The sequence below is a fragment of the Nostoc sp. genome (assembly GCF_036917375.1).
In the GTDB taxonomy this organism is placed as follows: domain Bacteria; phylum Cyanobacteriota; class Cyanobacteriia; order Cyanobacteriales; family Nostocaceae; genus Nostoc.
In genome coordinates this window covers 97,095-114,800 of sequence record NZ_JBALDN010000115.1, presented here as the reverse complement: position 1 = coordinate 114,800, position 17,706 = coordinate 97,095, and the positions used below count along the sequence as shown (strand labels likewise).

Here is a 17,706-nt window from a genome sequence, read left to right as displayed (position 1 = left end):
GGGGAAGATTTTATTTTACTTTGTCTCCCTTGTCTCCCTTGTCTTCCTCATCTCCCTCATTCCCCTTATCTCTAATAAAATACTCCCACTCCCTAGAATCAGGAGTGGGCTGCTATTTGCTACATTAACTGCAATTCAGTTATCTGTAGATACCGTTGTTAAAGCGATCGTCTCCTTCATTGAAGGCAGGCTCTAGTTCTGTCACGGTGAATTTATCGAGGTTGGCTTGCAGGGTTTGTTTTTGGCGATCGCTCAATCCTGGAAGATCCAATACATCCTCTACCTTTTGATAGGGAGCATTGGTGATGATTTTCTTAGCCAGGGTGGGATAAAGCCCTGGAAACTGTTGAAAAGCTCGGACGTTGGTATTATTCAAATCAATTTTTTTACCAAATTCCGTTCCTAGTTTAGCGTCTGCCCGATTCTGCCGCTCAATTGCCAGAACTGGGACTTGGGGAAAAGCAAAACTGTTGAAACTAGCAGCTTGGGCTATCTGAGTTGTTCCCAACCATCCCCAGCAACTAAGTAACAAGCTAAACACTGTTAATAAACGCGCCAATCCTTTCACGATTTTTCTACCTCTTTCCATCAAACAGAAATAAAAGTTTTAAGCTAACAACAATTATTAGTCATTAGTCATTAGTCATTAGTCATTCCCTGCGGAAAGCCGTTAATGCCTCTACGTGAGAGCGCCAAGGACGAAGGACAAAGGACAAAGGACAAAAGCTGATAGCTTAGTCAACACAGCAGTCATCAGAAACTAATATACAGCGTATTAATATCCACAATATTTACCGTTACTGGGTTTGACTATACTTTTGCCAAAAATTTTTATCGTGGAAAGAGTGCCTGCATGGCTGCAATAGCGTTGCATCGACGATTCCAGCAGCATTCTCTGCTAGACGAAATCTTTTCGGGGTGGCTGATTCTACCTCTCAAGCAGAAACCAAACTTACGATTCCTAAGATCGAAAACCTTACCAAAAAAGACTTAATGCCGATCGATTTTTATGTAATATTTCTTAACTAATTAATCATCTACAGCATCATTTTTGATGTGCCGTAGATTGGGCTGGGAAAAGTTTTAGTAAGAGAAGCCTACACGCTGATTGCAACATATAGTGTCTCCTACCTTCTTCACGCTGCGATCGCAGCTAACAAAAATAGGCTGTCTACCAAAATTGTGCTTAAAACTGCGCCACCAAAGGCATACCAGTGTCTTTGATTTCGACCTAAAGCTGAAATTCCTACTGTTAGTAGCACTGCGGCGAAAAGTATTGCCCAAGTTTGTCCCCAAGGTGCTTGTACTTGTATGAGAGCATTTTGTAGGATTTGCGGTACTAAATCTGCATCTACTCTCATGATTTGCCGCCAATAGGGCATCAAATCTACTATATAAAAATATACATCTGTTAAAACTGTACCGAGTAAAGAACCTAAATAAAACCAGTTACCTACCTTGCCCCAATTCTTCGCCAGACACCAGCAAGCAAAAGGTAAACCGATAAATTCCACAGGCAGATGCCATAAAGGTTCCCAACGCAACCAACCCCAGTAAATCGCTCCTGCTAACCAACTCCAGCTAAACCCCAAGAGCAAATCTCCCCAGACGTAAGTTGCAGGACGTGACATTAAGGCAAAACTGAGCCACACCCAAAATCCTGTCAGCGCTAAACTCAGACTTGGTAGCGATCGCACGATAGGCGCTTCTATAAATACTGGCACTGTTACCAAAAACACCGCTGCTGCAAACACTAACCAAGTTTGTCGGGCAGAAGTAGATAAGGGTAAAGAGGGAGAAAGGGAAAGTGTAGATTCCAATTGCTTGATACCCTTCAGCCCAGTATCAGCTAAATCCAACTCAGTATCAATAGAAGGGGTAGAAGCGCTGTAGGAAGACAGTGTATTATTAATCAAAGTTTTTAATATTTGTTACTAAACTTTATTTTATTTAAGATATCACATTTTCAAATCCCCCCCTGGGGCATTGTAATTATACTGAAATTTCCACTAGCGCTGGTGCAAACCAAACAAAACATTAGACCTCTTGCAAAAATGTATTTTTGCAAGAGAGGGAAAAGGGTAAAGGTTAAAGGGAAAGGATTTTGAGTTTATTTACCCTTTACCCCTTCCCTTTCCCCTTTACCCCCACTTTTGCAAGAAGTCTATTCTGCGCTAGACAAATCCATATCAAGTTCTACTCTGTACAGAACTCCTCTGTAGTTACTTGTAACTCAAGGACTACAGAGATGTGAAAAGCGATCTGCTATGAGTCTGCTAAATATTAAAATTTGATGAATTTCTCAAATTGCATTGACTTATTGAGGTGGGTGTAAGAACATAGTCAGCGTCTTCGATGATGTTTTCGATCGGTAAAATTGAGTTTTCTACAATATTGGGTGCAATAGAGAGTATATAAAGCAACATCATCGGCTAAAAAATGTTCGTCACGATCTCTATAACACGAAAAAGGTATTAATTGTATATGGAGTTTATTCAAGCTTTTATTTTAGGTATTGTTCAAGGTATTACAGAGTTTTTGCCAATCAGCAGCACTGCACATCTTCTGATTTTTACCAAGATATTTGGTTGGAAAGAACTAGGTTCTAAAGATTTTGTTGACGCAATTCAATTTGGCAGTGTTATCGCAATTGTGGGGTATTTTTGGTCGCTGATATATAGTATTACCAAAGGTGGAATTGAAGCATTAAAAGCCAAAGACTGGGAACGCGAAGAATGGAAGATTCTTGTCGGTATTGTAGTCGGAACACTGCCCGCTTTAATTTTCGGCTTCCTTTTAAAAGATGTTTTACCTGAGAGTGCATTAATTATTGGCATCATGTCAATCATCATGGCACTTTTACTAGCTTTGGCAGAAAAAGTTGGCACTCGCAAGCGAGGCTTTGAGTCATTGCAGATTCGGGATGGTATTTTGGTTGGATTGGGACAAACACTTGCTTTGATTCCGGGTGTTTCTCGTTCTGGTTCGACGTTGACAACTGCCTTATTTTTAGGATTAGAACGCGCTACAGCAGCAAAATTCTCATTTTTGTTAGGGTTTCCAACTCTTACCATTGCGACGCTGTACAAAAGCTTGAAAATATTCAAGTTGTTTCAAGCTCACCAGTTGCCAGATAACATTGTTGCACTGTTAATTGTAGGAATTATTTCAACCTTGATTTTTTCCTACCTATCAATTGCATTTTTGATCAAATACTTAGCAACCAAAAACACTTTGATTTTCGTATGGTATAGATTAGCATTTGGTAGTGCAATCTTACTAGCGATCGCAGCAGGTTGGAAAGGATAATAGTCATGAGTCATTTGTCCTTTGTCCAAAGCAAATGACTATAGCGACCGCTCGTTTGTATACAATACAATAGACCTCTTGCAAAAGTGCTTTTTGCAAGAGGGGGAAAAGGGTAAAGGTTAAAGGGGAAAGGGATAATACAGAACCTTTTCCCCTTCCCCTTTCCCCTTTTCCCGACTTATGCAAGAAGTCTAATCTAACCTCACTCCAAACCTCTCTCCTAATAGGAGAGAGGCTTTGAATTTTACTCCCCAACATTAGTAGGGAAAGGATTGGGGGTTAGGCGTGTATTAGACTCAACTGAGAAACGCTATAATGCCCAATGCCCAATGCCCCATTCCCTATGACTACCATTCATCCTGCCCGAATTACCAAGGTTCTTCCAGACTCAATAGCCGCAGAGATTGGTTTTGAAGCTGGGGATGCGATCGTTGCAATCAATGGTACACGTCCCCGCGATTTAATTGATTATCAGTTTTTGTGTGCTGATGAAGTCTTGGAACTAGAAGTTTTAGACGCTACTGGTAAAACTCATAGCCTGGAAATCGAAAAAGATTACGACCAAGACTTGGGGCTAGAATTTGAAACTGCCCTATTTGATGGCTTAATTCAGTGCAATAATCGCTGTCCATTTTGCTTTATCGACCAACAGCCACCAGGTAAGCGCACTAGCTTGTACTTTAAAGACGACGATTACCGCTTAAGTTTTTTGTACGGTTCTTATCTTACCCTGACCAATTTGCCAGAAAGAGAATGGCAGCGAATTGAACAAATGCGCTTATCTCCGTTGTATGTTTCTGTTCATGCCACGGAGCCGGAAGTTAGAATTAGACTGCTGAAAAATCCCCGTGCGGGACAAATCTTGCAACAACTCAAGTGGTTTCAAAAAAGACGGCTACAAATTCATGCTCAAGTGGTTGTTTGTCCTGGTATAAATGATGGCGAACACCTGGAGCAAACCCTAAAAGATTTAGCATCTTTTCATACTGGTGAAGTGCCTACGGTGGCGTCGGTGGCAGTTGTGCCAGTCGGATTGACAAGGTTTCGACCTCCAGAAGACGAACTTACACCCGTAACCAGAGAAAAAGCGAAAGAAGTGATTTCTCAAGTGCGAATACTCTCGCAACAATTTCGCCAAAAGTTTTCCTCTAACGTCGCTTGGTTAGCTGATGAGTGGTTTTTGATTGCAGGTGAGGAATTACCGAGCGAATCTGAATATGAAGAGTATCCCCAAATTGATAATGGTGTTGGTTCAATTCAGTTGTTTATCAAGCAATTTGCAGCCGCGGCAACAGAATTACTACCGCCAAAAGTTTATCCTCAGAGAAAATTAACTTGGGTAGTAGGCAACGCAGTAGAAAACGCCTTTGAACCTATCTTGAAACGGTTAAATTCTGTTGAAGGATTAAAAGTAAATATGCGTGCTTTATGTAGTGATTATTGGGGACAGAGTATCACTGTCACGGGATTACTAACTGGTCATGATTTGCTGTTGAACTTACAAGGGCAAGATTTGGGAGACGGAATTTTACTGCCAAATGTAATGCTCAAACATGGTGAATTGGTATTTTTAGATGATATGAGTATTGAAGAAGTAGCCTGCAAACTGGAGACAAAAATTTTACCAGTAGGAGGAGTTGAAGATTTAATTAACACCTGTATTCTTTAAACTGTTTTTGTTAGGTCTTTACTCTATAGCAGTTCCCAGGTGGATGAAGTACATATCAAAATCTCACCCCCGACCTCTATTCTTGTTAAGAAAAGGGTTTAGAGGTGGGTTTATCTGTCGTAAACATTTTTTGAATTGGTATAACTTCAAGCCTTTCAACTCAAACTAATTTTTTGTATCCAAACATTTGGATGTTAAATCCAAAAATGATAAATTTAATTAAACATAAAAATTTTGTTTACTTTGAAATCAATCGGATTGATCTAAGAGTTATTGGTGTAGAGAATTGGTCTTTATAGACACGATAAATTGCATCTTTACATCAGTATTTTTGGCTGATATGAACCGAATTGCCTTTTACATTTTGGTGGTTGTAATTGCGACTGTTGAAATTATTGTCTTCTCCCAATCTCAAAGTTTATAGACAAACTCATGAGAAATTATTGTTATTTTAATTCTGGCGCTCGTCAAGAGTACTAATTAAACGTATTGCACAAATATTAAATCTGCCTTCATTCGCCAACCCCTTCTCCTAAAATTGTGAGAAGGGGAGCCGAGCCAATTTCAAAGTCCCTCTCTCAAGCTTGAGAGAGGGATTTAGGGTGAGAGCTTTAAGATGCGCTAGTATTACTTTTTCAACTCAGAAAACCCTAAAAAAAAGATAATTAGAATAAAAGTGGCATTTTGTCTTTTAGGCTTAAGTGAAAACTCTCTGCAATTGCCCAAAAGCCTATTGGAATTGGTAAACACAAAGTTTTCTAAAAAGCTAGTCACCAATGGAATGAAATTCACAATGTAATAGCTAACAATTTCTATAGAATCGCCTGGGCAATTTGAGTATCCATCTTGGCATTTTTTACTGGTTTTGATAGGCTAGATTGATGAAGGTCATTCACTAAGTACTTCTACGAAAAGCTTATAGGAATTATATTTTATTTTAAAAAATTAAAAGATTAGCTTACTTAATCCGGGTGAGAATCTCAGTAAACTTACTAGGAATCAAGCTAGAGTCCTATATTCTGTACTAATGAATTTTGACTAATAACTAAATTAATTAATAATGAAGTAAGGAGTCACTGGTGAAGTATCAGGAAAACCAAAAAGATATAAGTTTAAAAATTAAAAAAGCTAGAAGATTATTTATTTTAAGTTGTGAAATTGTAGTTTTAAATTTTTTGAGTATTTTACCAGTAACGGCAGCGACTGAAGAACCCGTATTGAGCGTAGTGTATGGACAAGAAAATGCAAATCAATGGAAAGGGATAAGCGATCGCTTACAGACAATAGGGGTGAAATATTGTGTAATTTCCCTAAATGATGTCAAGAGTGGGGCAGATTGGGGCGATCGCCGCGTATTGTTTTTGCCAAACGTCGAGACATTAACACCAACTCAAGCGATCGCGCTAGAAGAATGGATGAGTAAGGGAGGGCGTTTGATTGCTAGTGGGCCTGTAGGTAGTTTGTCATCGCCAGGAGTACGGCAGTTATTGCGATCGCTCTTGGGAGGTTATTGGGGATTCAGCCTTAGTGACACAGAACAGATTCAAGCTGCAAAAACCAAGATCCCAGAATGGACAAACCAAACTGGACTCTTTGGTAAAGTGCGCGGTGGCGTTGTGATTCCTAATGATATGAGCGCTGAATCTCCTGCTGTTTGGAATTCCAAAGATAATCCCGCCGCAGTCGTGACAACTGAGCGTTCCACCTTTTTGGGCTGGCGCTGGGGAACAGATACAGCCTCCGCGGCCGAGTTGGATAATGCCTGGTTAAAAACTACTATCAATCACTATTTGACAGCACTAGCGCCATCAAATCGCACCAAAAAAATAGCAGGAGGTTCCCAAAGCTGCTCTACGACTGTGGCGGCTGCGCCCTCGGTGCAGGGGGGCAGAGGGGCGGAGGGGCAGGGGGGCAGGGGGGCAGAGGGGCTGGGGGGTAGTTCATCTCCCTCATTCATTCCTCCTAAAACTGCCACTGCTCCCATACCTAGATCGCTGCCTATGGTCAAACCCCCAAGTTCTCAGGAGGCTATTGACCAATTAGAACAAGCGGTGCGTTTGGATGTTGCACCCAACTCCAACGAGCCGATCGATCGCAACCAAGCGATCGCTCTCCAGCAAGAGCTAGAAAATCTGATTGGTCGAGTGGAAAGCGCTCATTTAGCGGTGTTAGCTGATGCGGCTAATGTTGGCGAAACAATATCTGAGGGTGAGGGGAAACAGTTTTCTAGGCATTTGAATACTCCCCAGTCTGTCAAAGAACAGCCAATACAATTAGCCTCAACCAAACTGGGGGCGCTAGCCATAAGTAAAGACCAAGCTTTAGCACAAGCAAGGTTGATTGCCAAAAATTTACCCCAATTGATTGCTCAAAAAAACTATGCTTTGGCTCGTCAGCAGTGGCTGCTCGCTAAAACGACTTTGTGGCAGCAATTTCCTGTCGATCGGAAACTAGCTCAACCAGAAATTCGCGCAGTTTGGTTAGATCGGGGAACGATTGTTCGCGCTGGTAGTAAGGCGGGACTGGCACAGATTTTCGATCGCCTCGCCCAAGCCGGGATTAATACCGTCTTTTTTGAAACTGTTAACGCTGGCTATCCAATTTATCCGAGCCAAGTCGCAAAAGAACAAAACCCATTAATTCGTGGGTGGAACCCACTGGAAGAAGCAGTGAAACTAGCCCATGAGCGAGACATGGAATTACACGCTTGGGTTTGGACTTTTGCTGCTGGCAATCAACGCCATAATGAAATTCTCAACCTTAATCCTAATTATCCAGGGCCAGTACTAGCGGCTCATCCCGATTGGGCAAACTACGATAATCTAGGCAACATGATTCCCGTTGGTCAGAGCAAGCCATTCTTCGATCCAGCCAACCCCGAAGTGCGGCAATACTTGCTCAAGCTGTATGAAGAAATTGTCACTAAATATAAGGTGGATGGTCTACAGCTAGACTACATTCGCTATCCTTTCCAAGACCCATCAGCAGGTCGAACTTATGGCTATGGGAAAGCTGCAAGAGCGCAATTTCAGAAACTTACTGGTGTAGATCCAGTGAATATTTCTCCTAGCCAAGCAGATTTGTGGCAAAAATGGACAAAATTTCGCACCGAGCAAGTTGATAGCTTTGTCGCCCAAGTATCACAGCAGTTGCGACAAAAGCAACCGAATTTGATTTTGTCGGTTGCAGTCTTTCCTTTGCCAGAACAAGAGCGGATTCAAAAAATTCAACAAAATTGGGAAACTTGGGCAAGGCAGGGGGATGTAGATTTAATTGTTCCGATGACTTATGCTCTCGATACTTCTCGGTTTCAACGACTGGCCCAACCCTGGATTGCCTCTAAACAATTAGGAGCTACTTTGTTGGTGCCGGGAATTCGCTTACTTTCTTTGCCAACCATCGGGGCATTCGATCAACTCCAATTGGTAAGGGATTTGCCAGTTAGTGGTTATGCACTATTTGCAGCAGAGAATTTTAGCAACGATCTCCAAAAAATCTTTAGTAGCACCCAAGGTAGAATTCAATCTACAACAAGTGAACCGATTCCTCTCCGTCAGCCTTTTCAAACTGCCGCCATCCGTTACACCGCGCTACAACGGGAATGGAAATTCGTTTTCCAAAATGACCAACGACAAAGGCCATCTCAGAAAATTTCAGATTTTAACAACCAGGCAGAAGTTTTACGCAGTGCTTTAAATCAGCTTGCTGCTTCCCCTTCTGCTAGTAAGTTACTCGTGGCGAAAGCATCTCTAACTCGGTTCCAGTCTCAATTTCGGGTACTGATGAGCCAAGAAATTAAGTCGAATTCCTATCAAGTCAAAGTTTGGGAAAATCGGCTCGTAACTATAGAAAGGCTATTACGTTATGGCGAACGGCGGGTGCAGTTGCGTCCTTTGTGAAGAGGCAGGGGAGAATTGGGGACAAGGTGACAAAAGTTAGAACTTACAACAAGTCTTTCCCCTTGTCCTCTTCCCCATGTCCAATGCTCAATACCCAACTAGCTAGATATAAGCTAGTTTGTAATTCTTAACACACTTTTTGTAGTGTTTGTATCCCAAATATTCCTACTTGTTTAGCGTCAAAATATTGGAAAATACTTAGACAAGCAGCTTTAGATAACTATTATTTGATGATAGCTATCGTTAAAATCTATGCAAGCTTTACCTCAGATCATCAAGCTACAAAGCTTAGAGTTAAGAATTGACTGTTTGCTGCTGATGGTTGTGTTAAAAACATCACTATTAGAGTAGATCCTATTTCTACAACGGGCTACGCTTATACACTGATGTAGCACGGGGTAAAAGTTTCTTGTTTTTTCATCTTCAGAGATAGTAGAGTGCTTCACCAAGCATGATATGGTACTGTTTGTAGCTTCTGGAACTAGCTTGAAAACAGCCAATACTCTTGAAGTTATGTATACCTTAGTCATCACATTGAACGTGTCATAGTTTTTGGGCATACTCTCAGTATTATCACGGTTATACCAGCAGATGTAACTACTGCTAGTTGTAGATAACCAAGGTAATATTACTCCTGAAAGTATCTATCAAACACTGCCACAAGAAACAGAGAAAACTAGAGGTAATGTTAGTATTGGTTCCTTTGAGGTAGAACATCAGATTTTCATTAAGAGACAATTGCTCAAGTTCCAATGATTACCAGCACGCGCTATAGTACGTAAAGCTACGACAGGCAAATACACTCACTTCATTGAAGTTTATGAGGAAGATTTGGACTTTTACCGTAAGTCTAATAGGGTCATCCAGACGAATATGCTCAAATATCACATAATCATGACTGAAATGTTGAATGATGTCTTGATTATCGGTCAGTTAGAAGTGGGGAAATTAGAGTATAGAGCAAAATCCTTCAATTCGTTTGAACATAGCCGACAATTGCCAGAACAAATACAGATGAATCTGGGCTATTGGCGCTTGATTTTTTTCACTAGTCAATATAAATTTTTAACCTGCTGCATCGATGAAAAACTTTTGGCATACATCTTGACTAACTTGTTTTCAATTTATATTAAATCTTTCTCTGATAATAGCACTTTCAAGTTGAATTCACTTAGTCAAGATAAACAAACTGTATTTGAAATTAAAAATTGGCAAATTTGTATTTGCCAAAAAGATATAGTATATCTTCTTAAATCATTTTATCAAGCTAGCAATGATGTTAATATACTAGATGCTAGATTAAAAATGGCAATTTTAAAAAAATGTGGAGATATCTACAAAGTTGAAATAGTTATTACAAAGTTCCTGCTCTTTGTAATAGGTATTGCTGGATGGTGTCGCGAACTTATAAAATATAAAAGTGAGGTAATTTATGCCCAAAATATTAATAATAGAAGATGAGGAAGCAGTCCGGGAAAACATTTTAGATTTGCTAGAAGCTGAAGATTTTGAAACTATTGCTGCGGCTAATGGCAGAATCGGGGTAAATTTGGCTATCTCCGAAGTTCCTGATTTAATTCTTTGTGATATGATGATGCCAGAACTTGACGGTTATGGCGTGCTAACAGCATTACGTCAAGAACCATCTACGGCAACAATTCCCTTCATTTTTCTCACTGCCAAATCTGCCAAATCTGACTTCCGTCAAGGTATGGATATGGGTGCAGATGACTATATAACTAAGCCATTCACTCGATCTGAGTTATTAAGTGCCATCATGAACAGGTTGGAAAAATACGCTACTTTAAAAAGGTATTTATCTGCTCAGACTGTGATTAATAACTTATCTCCAAAAATGCAGTTGTTAGAAATTAGTTTACACCGAGCTATAAAACAACATAATTTCCAAGAATTTGAAATCTATTATCAACCAATAGTCGATATAACATCGGGAAAAATAGTAGGTGCTGAAAGTTTATTGCGCTGGCAAAGTCCAGAATTAGGGATGATTTATCCAACAGAATTTATTCCGTTAGCAGAGTCTACAGGTTTAATTGTTCCGATTGGGAAATGGGTATTAAAAAGGGTATGCCAACAAATTAAAAGCTGGCGTGATGCTGGAATTAATTCCTTGATTGTTGCTGTAAATCTGTCAGCAATTGAATTTAATCAGCCAGACTTTATTCATAATGTAGTTAATTTTATATCTGTGAATAATCTAGAACCAGATGGTCTAGAACTAGAACTCACAGAAAGTATGATTATGCAAGATGTCAATAGTGCGATCGCTACTATGACCAAATTGCAATCCTTGGGTGTAAAAATTGCGATCGATGATTTTGGTACGGGTTATTCCTCTTTGATTTATCTGAAAAACTTACCAATTAATACATTAAAAATAGATCGTTATTTTATCCATAATGTTGCTAATGATTCGCAAAAGTCAGCCATCGCTAAGGCATTAATTCAGATGGCTCATAATCTCAATTTAGATGTAGTAGCCGAAGGTGTAGAGACAGAAGCAGAACTAGGTTTTTTACGCCAACACAACTGTAATTCTATGCAAGGTTTTCTATTTAGTCGTCCCTTACCAGCAGCAGAATTTGAAGAATTTTTGTTCACTAACAAATGTTTGTATGTGTAAATATTGGGCATTGGGAATAGAATTTAGTCACTAGTACGCCACGACGTAAATAGAGCAACCATTTAAAATCTCTAAAAAGACTATTCCATAATACTTTTGACTTTTGACCTCCGCCTTGCGGTACTAGTACTTTATTTTTGAATTGTTAATAGGTTGATTAACTAAGAAAAATCAAACTTTTGACTGGCGACAATGATTAAGCCTCAAGTCTAGAGTAGGAATATTGTGTATCGTGTCTACCACCATGAAAGTTCTTGCGCGTTTTTTGCTGCCAGTTTTTTTGATGACTTTGGCAGCAGCCTGTAATCAGACTCGCGCTAACTCAGATAATCCTACACCTCAAAAATCTGTACCTTCTGCCCAACTGACACCGAATCCTACACAGCCAAAAAATATTGTCCGTACTGAAGCACTTTCACCTACACCCATCCGAATCAATCTGAAGAATTTACCAGCACCCTTTGCAACCGAAAGCGCCTCGAAGCGGCCTGAGGTTGTGCCCATTCCCGAAAATCCGGTGCTGCGCGTACCACCAGGCTTCACAGTAAACGTTTTTGCCGAAGGTTTAGATGCTCCACGCTGGCTAGCTTTAACCCCCAGTGGTGATGTTTTAGTGACTGAAACCGGTCAAAATCGTATTCGTTTGTTGCGTGACAGCAACGGCGATGGTGTAGCTGATGTTCGAGAAACATTTGCTAGTAGTGACAACGGACTCAATAGACCGTTTGGGATGGCTTTTGCAGATAATTCCTTTTTTCTGGGAAATACAGATGCCGTAGTGCGTTTTCCCTACACTCAAGATCAAAACAAGATTACAGGTAAGGGGGAAAAAATTGCCGATTTGCCCGCTCAAGGTTATAACAACCATTGGACGCGCAATGTTGTTGTCTCACCCGATCGCAATAAATTATATATTTCAGTTGGTTCAGGAACCAATGTAGATGAAGAACCCCTACCACGGGCTTCGATACAGGTGATGAATTTAGATGGTTCCCAGCAGCAAACTTTCGCTTCCGGCTTGCGTAACCCTGTTGGTTTAGACTTTCATCCTGTAACTAAGGAACTTTATGCCACTATTAACGAACGGGATGGAATTGGCGATGATTTGGTTCCAGACTATCTGACACGCGTTAAACAGGGGGGATTTTACGGCTGGCCCTATGCTTATCTAACACCAAACAACCTCGATCCGCGCCAGAAGACGGGTGACAAAAGTAAACGCCCCGACTTAGTAGCCCGTACCCAAACGCCAGATGTACTGTTCCAGGCGCACTCCGCAGCATTGGGTTTGCAGTTTTATGATGGTAAAACGTTTCCAAAAAAATACCAGAATGGTGCTTTTGCGGCTTTTCGTGGTTCTTGGAACCGCGATCGCGGCACTGGTTATAAAATTGTATTTGTTCCCTTTGATGCTAAAGGGCGATCGCTTGGCTACTACGAAGACTTTCTCACAGGATTTTTGCTAAATCCTTCTGTACCAACCACTTGGGGACGGCCTGTAGGTTTACTCGTATTACCAGATGGCAGTTTACTACTAACAGAAGAAGCCAATAATCGGATTTATCGGATTCAGTATACGGGGGAGTAAACAATTCACGTATTCAAACATTTAAAAATTCACGGATAGAATCTGTTGCCTCAAGTAAAGTTAGAGCAGTTGTCATCAATAGAGACGTTGTGACTGCATCTCCCTACCCAGGTTTATCTCGTTTACGGTAAATTACTGATAAATACTAATACTTATCTGGTTGAGAAATTAATTATGACTCTTAATGAAAATAATACTCAGTCAAATATCAACGAATTGTCTCCACATTCAGGTACACGATATTGGGGTGAGGTAGAGGTAATCGAGGAGGGAGAAACCTATAGAATTAGTCGTGTGGAAATCAAGCCCAGGCACGGCATTAAACCACAAATTCATTATCACCGCAATGAACATTGGGTTGTAGTTTCCGGCGTGGCAAAGGTGACTTGTGGCGATGCGGAAATATTACTGAATCGAAACGAATCAACTTATGTCCCGGCTGCAACACTACATAAAGTAGATAATCCTGGGCATATTCCGCTAGTTATTCTGGAAATTCAAAATGGTGAATATTTGGGTGAGGATGATACTGAGCGCCCTTATGACTTAAATTTAGTCAAACCTGTAGCTGAAGGACAGTAAGGGCAGGGGAGCAGAGGAGCAGGGGAGCAGAAGGGCAGAGGGGCAGGGGAGCAGGCAAAAGAAAACTCCTAACTCTAGCCCTTTCAAGGTGGTGAAATTTGGAACGAAGATTGGTTATTTCAACTTTCAGAAAGCCCAAAATCTGAGTAGAGGATTCAAGATGGTAGCGCTGAAACAACGTATGTTCATTTGTCACCTTGAAAGAGCTACTCCTAACTCCTAACTCAGCACTCAAAACTGTTTTGCCCAATGCCCAATCATCAAAACCACCCTTCTTGTTCCAGGGTTTCAATTAGCTGCAAGCCACGGGGATCGCCCACTCCTAATAGTGAGGCTTTGGCGTCTTCTCGGACTCCCAAATCTTGATCTTCAGCAAAGGCTTGAATTAAGGCATCGATCGCTGTGGCATAAACTACATTAGAAGGCAATTCGCGGCATAGTTGACCGATTGCCCAAGCACTATTACTCCGCACTGCTGCCACGGGATCTTGGACTAAGGCTTCGATTAATGGTGGTATTGCCCCTATCACTGCTTCATAACCGACTTCTGCCATCTGTGCTAAGGCACTAGCAGCCCACAAACGCACTGCGGAAATGTCGGTTCTGAGAGCGTTTGCTAAAGGTGCTAAAGAACGGCGATCGCGACAGTTTCCTAAAGCCCAAACAACACCTTTACGTACATAGCCATTCCAATCATTGTTTAGTTGAGCAATTAACGGACTTACTGCTTCTAAACTGGGATTGCGTCCGAGGCCATAAGCTGCACTTACTCGGACTAAGGGACAGGTATCAGTTAATAAGCGAATCAGATGGGGGGTAGCACGCGCATCTTCAATATCACAAAAAGCACGTGCCGCTAACATTCTTTGCTGAGGCTGGGGATTTTCCAGCAAGGCTAGCATCACTTCTGGATCGGGCTTTGCCACAACTGATTCGGCAGTTAGCGGCTCTATTTTATCTAAGGGGCTTTCTAGCTCCTCCTCAATATCAAGTAGGCTTAGATCGTCTTCGTCATACATAATTTGATTTCAATCCCGAAAAGGGATCGACACATAATCCCCCGCGCCAAGAAGTTAAAGCTTTATCTTTATATTTATATATATTAGTTGGGTTTTTATACATTTATCCTTCTTTCTCGTTGAGTTTTATCCAAACGAGAACCTCTATAACTCAGACGTTACAGTATATTATCGCTATCCTTGAGTTTATTTTTCTGCACTCAGGAATTTTACCATCCATAGGGATTGGGTTTGATAACCTAACTGATTGTAAAGATTCAATGCGGGTTTGTTAGATTGAAACACTTGCAGTCCAATCTGGCGATCGCCTCTTTGAATAGCCCAATTTTCCACATATTGCATTAAAGCTGTACCAATACCCCGTCGCCGATGTTCTGGTACAACGTAGAGGATAAAGATGTGAGCATGACGGTTCCCATGTACTTGATCTATAGCATTGCCCACCCAGAGGCAAGCGATAGGGGGATGGGGGGCAGAGGGGCAGAGAGGCAGAGGGGCAGAGGAGAGAGATTCTTTATTCCTCCCCTGCTCCCCTGCTCCCCTGCTCCCCTGCTCCCCCTCCTCTTCTACCCACCACAAGGGTGTATCGCTAGAAAAGTATTGCTTAACTGTTTGCTCTAGGTGGGAAAAATCCTCGTTGGGAAAGAGATCCTGGTAAGTTCGCTGCATGAATTTGAGCAGCAGCGATCGCTCCAAAAGGGAGCCGCGTCGAATAATGTATCCAGGTAGTATTTGCTCAGGCACTGCTGATATTTATTGATTTAGCTAGCTGGCGTTATGTGCTGCTGGTGATAAATCGCTTGGAGTAGATTGAGAACTTACTCCCACCTCTTCAATTGGTGCGGGTGCTGCCATATCGGACGGTAAAAATATCCGGGCGCTGACTGCCACTAGGGCAAAAACAAATACTAATACTACAAGCAGTGGAGCGATGTATTGACGAAAAATAGCCATATTTTAATTGCAAGAAGCTAGGAACTTTTATGAGAACCTAGCTGAAGATTTGTGAAGTATTCTTGATTTATTTTAGCAATTTTCTGTGCATAGGAATTGGGCATTGAGAAAGAGGAGGCAGAAGTTCTAAAATGTTTGAATGCGTGAATTTTGAATTGATTTCTCCTCTGCTCCCCTGCTCCCCTGCCTCCCCTGCTCCTCTACTCCCTCTGGCGATCGCTTTCCAAGTCATCAAGCACTCTTTCGCAATACCAATTCTCCGGCATCCCAGGATAAGTTTCCTTTGCCTGTTCAATTAACCGTTCGGCTGCGGCAGTGTCACCGGATAATTTCGCGATTAGCCTGTTTTTGAGATAGCTATCAGATAAACCCTCCTCTACCTGGGTTGGTATCCCTTGATTGATAGTTGATGGAGTTGATGGCCGGGACTGCTCTCTCCGCAATTGCCAAAATAAAACGTAATAAAGTGTACCAAAAATTAAAATTAGGCTGAGTGTTCCAAAAAAAGTTAGGAGGTTAAATGCTAGAAATCCTAGAACTAACTGCGAGAGAACATAGCCAAGTAATAAACCAGTCAGTAAGAGAATAAATGTGCCGACAGCAATAACTACTTGATTCCCCATATATCCTCTTCTTCGTCGTCAAGTCCTGGTCTGGATAATACTACCACTGGCTTTGAATTCCAAGGGGCAAAGAATGGCAATAATAATAATCCCGGCAAAGCAGCTATTGCTGTCAGTAGAAAGAATGTAGACCAGCCTGTGGTTTGTGCCCATGTACCTGCTGGAGCCGTAAGAATATCTCTACTAAAAGCCTGCAAACTCGAAAGTAAGGCGTACTGTGTAGCTGAAAAGCTTTGGTTACAAAGACTCATCAAAAATGCTACAAAAGCAGCAGTTTCTAAACCAGCACAAAATTGTTCTATATTAACGGCAGCTAACATTAGATAGAAGTTTTTACCTACTACTGCTAACGCAAAGAAAGCCAAGTTGCCGACAGCTTGCAATATGGCGAATATCCACAGCGAACGATTAACACCTATTTTGGTCATGATTGCTCCTGCTGCCAAGGTGCCAACAATGGTGGCGAAAATTCCCAGCGCACCAGGAAATGCGATATCGGTTTGAGTGAAATGTAAACCTTTATCTAACAAAAATGGGGTAGATACATTCTTTAGCAAAGAATCCCCCAACTTGTAAATCACAATGAATACCAAGATTAAAAGTCCTTGTAGCGACCCATGACGCTGGAAAAATTCAATGAAGGGTAATTTGACGGCGGCGGATAAAGTCTGAGGTGGGCGATCGCGTAGGACTGGCTCTGGTGCAAAAATAGAACTTACTAAGCCCACGAGCATCAACAGCGACATCAATAAGTAAACAGCTTGCCAAGGCATCCTATCTGCCAAAAATAGGGTTACATAACCGGTTACTAGAATGGCAATGCGATAACCCAATAAGTAAATTGATGCTCCAGCGCCTCTTTCTTCTACTTCCACGACATCAGTGCGGTAAGCATCAACTAAAATGTCTTGGCTGGCGCTAAAAAAGGCAACGGCCACAGCAGCAATTATTAAAGGTTGTAGCCCTTGGGATGGGTGTTGTAGAGCCATTACAGCTATACTTAACAGTAATGCTACTTGTGTAATTACCAGCCAACCTCTACGTCGCCCCAAAAAAGGCGGTACAAATCTATCTAGTAAAGGCGACCAGAGAAATTTTAAAGAATAGGGCAGCTTTACTAAACTAAAAGCGGCGATCGCTGCCAAGCTAATCCCTTCTTTGGTCAACCAAGCTTGTAATGTCTGACTGGTTAAATATAACGGCAACCCTGATGAGAAGCCAAGAAATAACAAAGCTCCCATCTTCCGGCTGCTAAAAATTCGTAGCAGCGATTTATTTACTTGCACAATCTTGAAGATTCCTTTTTATTTAATTGAATTGCAGTTATCTTGCCATAGCTGCTGTCTAACTTCGTGTAAGCACACAAACCTGCTAAGATTTTCTTTATTAGACTTCTTGCATAAGTCGGGAAAAGGGGAA

14 protein-coding genes are annotated in these 17,706 nt (G+C 41.4%); 7 read left to right on the top strand and 7 right to left on the bottom strand.

Annotated elements, in window-relative coordinates:
- Positions 1–139 precede the first annotated feature (139 nt).
- A complete protein-coding gene (psbU, locus tag V7K45_RS31670) occupies positions 140–568 on the bottom strand; it encodes a photosystem II complex extrinsic protein PsbU (protein ID WP_292715556.1) in 429 nt (142 codons plus the stop codon).
- Positions 569–1,136: 568 nt separating this feature from the next.
- Complete coding sequence (locus V7K45_RS31665) at positions 1,137–1,916, bottom strand: DUF3120 domain-containing protein (RefSeq protein ID WP_335009754.1); 780 nt, start codon at positions 1,914–1,916, stop codon at positions 1,137–1,139.
- A gap of 568 nt (positions 1,917–2,484) precedes the next feature.
- Between V7K45_RS31665 and V7K45_RS31660 the strand changes: the two genes are divergently transcribed.
- From V7K45_RS31660 to V7K45_RS31630, 7 genes are all read left to right on the top strand, one after another.
- The gene (locus tag V7K45_RS31660) at positions 2,485–3,309 is read left to right on the top strand and encodes an undecaprenyl-diphosphate phosphatase (RefSeq protein ID WP_335009752.1); all 825 of its coding nucleotides are present in this window, start codon (positions 2,485–2,487) and stop codon (positions 3,307–3,309) included.
- A gap of 343 nt (positions 3,310–3,652) precedes the next feature.
- Entirely contained in the window at positions 3,653–4,978 is a 1,326-nt protein-coding gene (locus tag V7K45_RS31655; RefSeq protein ID WP_335009750.1) for a TIGR03279 family radical SAM protein, read from the top strand.
- 1,079 nt (positions 4,979–6,057) lie between these two features.
- Positions 6,058–8,877, top strand: coding sequence for a family 10 glycosylhydrolase (locus V7K45_RS31650; protein ID WP_442942087.1), 2,820 nt, complete (start codon positions 6,058–6,060; stop codon positions 8,875–8,877).
- Between the two features lie 894 nt (positions 8,878–9,771).
- Positions 9,772–10,338 (top strand): hypothetical protein, encoded by a 567-nt coding sequence (locus V7K45_RS31645; RefSeq protein WP_335009748.1) that lies wholly within the window; start codon positions 9,772–9,774, stop codon positions 10,336–10,338.
- Positions 10,310–11,521: an EAL domain-containing response regulator gene (locus V7K45_RS31640; RefSeq protein WP_335009746.1), complete on the top strand. Its 1,212-nt coding sequence runs from the start codon at positions 10,310–10,312 to the stop codon at positions 11,519–11,521. Before V7K45_RS31645 ends, V7K45_RS31640 begins: the two co-directional genes overlap by 29 nt.
- A 244-nt stretch (positions 11,522–11,765) precedes the next feature.
- Positions 11,766–13,109, top strand: coding sequence for a PQQ-dependent sugar dehydrogenase (locus V7K45_RS31635; protein ID WP_335009857.1), 1,344 nt, complete (start codon positions 11,766–11,768; stop codon positions 13,107–13,109).
- Between the two features lie 174 nt (positions 13,110–13,283).
- Positions 13,284–13,691: a phosphomannose isomerase type II C-terminal cupin domain gene (locus V7K45_RS31630; RefSeq protein ID WP_335009744.1), complete on the top strand. Its 408-nt coding sequence runs from the start codon at positions 13,284–13,286 to the stop codon at positions 13,689–13,691.
- 260 nt (positions 13,692–13,951) lie between these two features.
- Here V7K45_RS31630 and V7K45_RS31625 read toward each other — a convergent pair whose 3' ends face one another.
- The 5 genes from V7K45_RS31625 to V7K45_RS31605 form a co-directional block, all read right to left on the bottom strand.
- Positions 13,952–14,710, bottom strand: coding sequence for a HEAT repeat domain-containing protein (locus V7K45_RS31625; RefSeq protein ID WP_335009742.1), 759 nt, complete (start codon positions 14,708–14,710; stop codon positions 13,952–13,954).
- Between the two features lie 186 nt (positions 14,711–14,896).
- Entirely contained in the window at positions 14,897–15,454 is a 558-nt protein-coding gene (locus tag V7K45_RS31620; RefSeq protein ID WP_335009740.1) for a GNAT family N-acetyltransferase, read from the bottom strand.
- 21 nt (positions 15,455–15,475) lie between these two features.
- On the bottom strand, positions 15,476–15,664 hold the full coding sequence (locus tag V7K45_RS31615; protein WP_335009738.1) for a hypothetical protein: 189 nt from the start codon (positions 15,662–15,664) through the stop codon (positions 15,476–15,478).
- Positions 15,665–15,864: 200 nt separating this feature from the next.
- Positions 15,865–16,287 carry an ABC transporter permease gene (locus tag V7K45_RS31610; protein ID WP_322665288.1) on the bottom strand — a complete coding sequence of 141 codons (423 nt, stop codon included), beginning with the start codon at positions 16,285–16,287 and terminating at the stop codon, positions 15,865–15,867.
- Entirely contained in the window at positions 16,272–17,573 is a 1,302-nt protein-coding gene (locus V7K45_RS31605) for an AmpG family muropeptide MFS transporter (RefSeq protein ID WP_335009735.1), read from the bottom strand. Before V7K45_RS31605 ends, V7K45_RS31610 begins: the two co-directional genes overlap by 16 nt.
- Positions 17,574–17,706: the final 133 nt, after the last annotated feature.

What these genes read in the sequence shown, in the direction of transcription:
- V7K45_RS31660 (WP_335009752.1), top strand. Translation starts at nt 2,485, where the DNA reads ATGGAGTTTATTCAAGCTTTTATTTTAGGTATTGTTCAAGGTATTACA.
- V7K45_RS31655 (WP_335009750.1), top strand. Translation starts at nt 3,653, where the DNA reads ATGACTACCATTCATCCTGCCCGAATTACCAAGGTTCTTCCAGACTCA.
- V7K45_RS31645 (WP_335009748.1), top strand. Translation starts at nt 9,772, where the DNA reads ATGACTGAAATGTTGAATGATGTCTTGATTATCGGTCAGTTAGAAGTG.
- V7K45_RS31640 (WP_335009746.1), top strand. Translation starts at nt 10,310, where the DNA reads ATGCCCAAAATATTAATAATAGAAGATGAGGAAGCAGTCCGGGAAAAC.
- V7K45_RS31635 (WP_335009857.1), top strand. Translation starts at nt 11,766, where the DNA reads ATGAAAGTTCTTGCGCGTTTTTTGCTGCCAGTTTTTTTGATGACTTTG.
- V7K45_RS31630 (WP_335009744.1), top strand. Translation starts at nt 13,284, where the DNA reads ATGACTCTTAATGAAAATAATACTCAGTCAAATATCAACGAATTGTCT.
- V7K45_RS31625 (WP_335009742.1), bottom strand. Translation starts at nt 14,710, where the DNA reads ATGTATGACGAAGACGATCTAAGCCTACTTGATATTGAGGAGGAGCTA.
- V7K45_RS31615 (WP_335009738.1), bottom strand. Translation starts at nt 15,664, where the DNA reads ATGGCTATTTTTCGTCAATACATCGCTCCACTGCTTGTAGTATTAGTA.
- V7K45_RS31610 (WP_322665288.1), bottom strand. Translation starts at nt 16,287, where the DNA reads ATGGGGAATCAAGTAGTTATTGCTGTCGGCACATTTATTCTCTTACTG.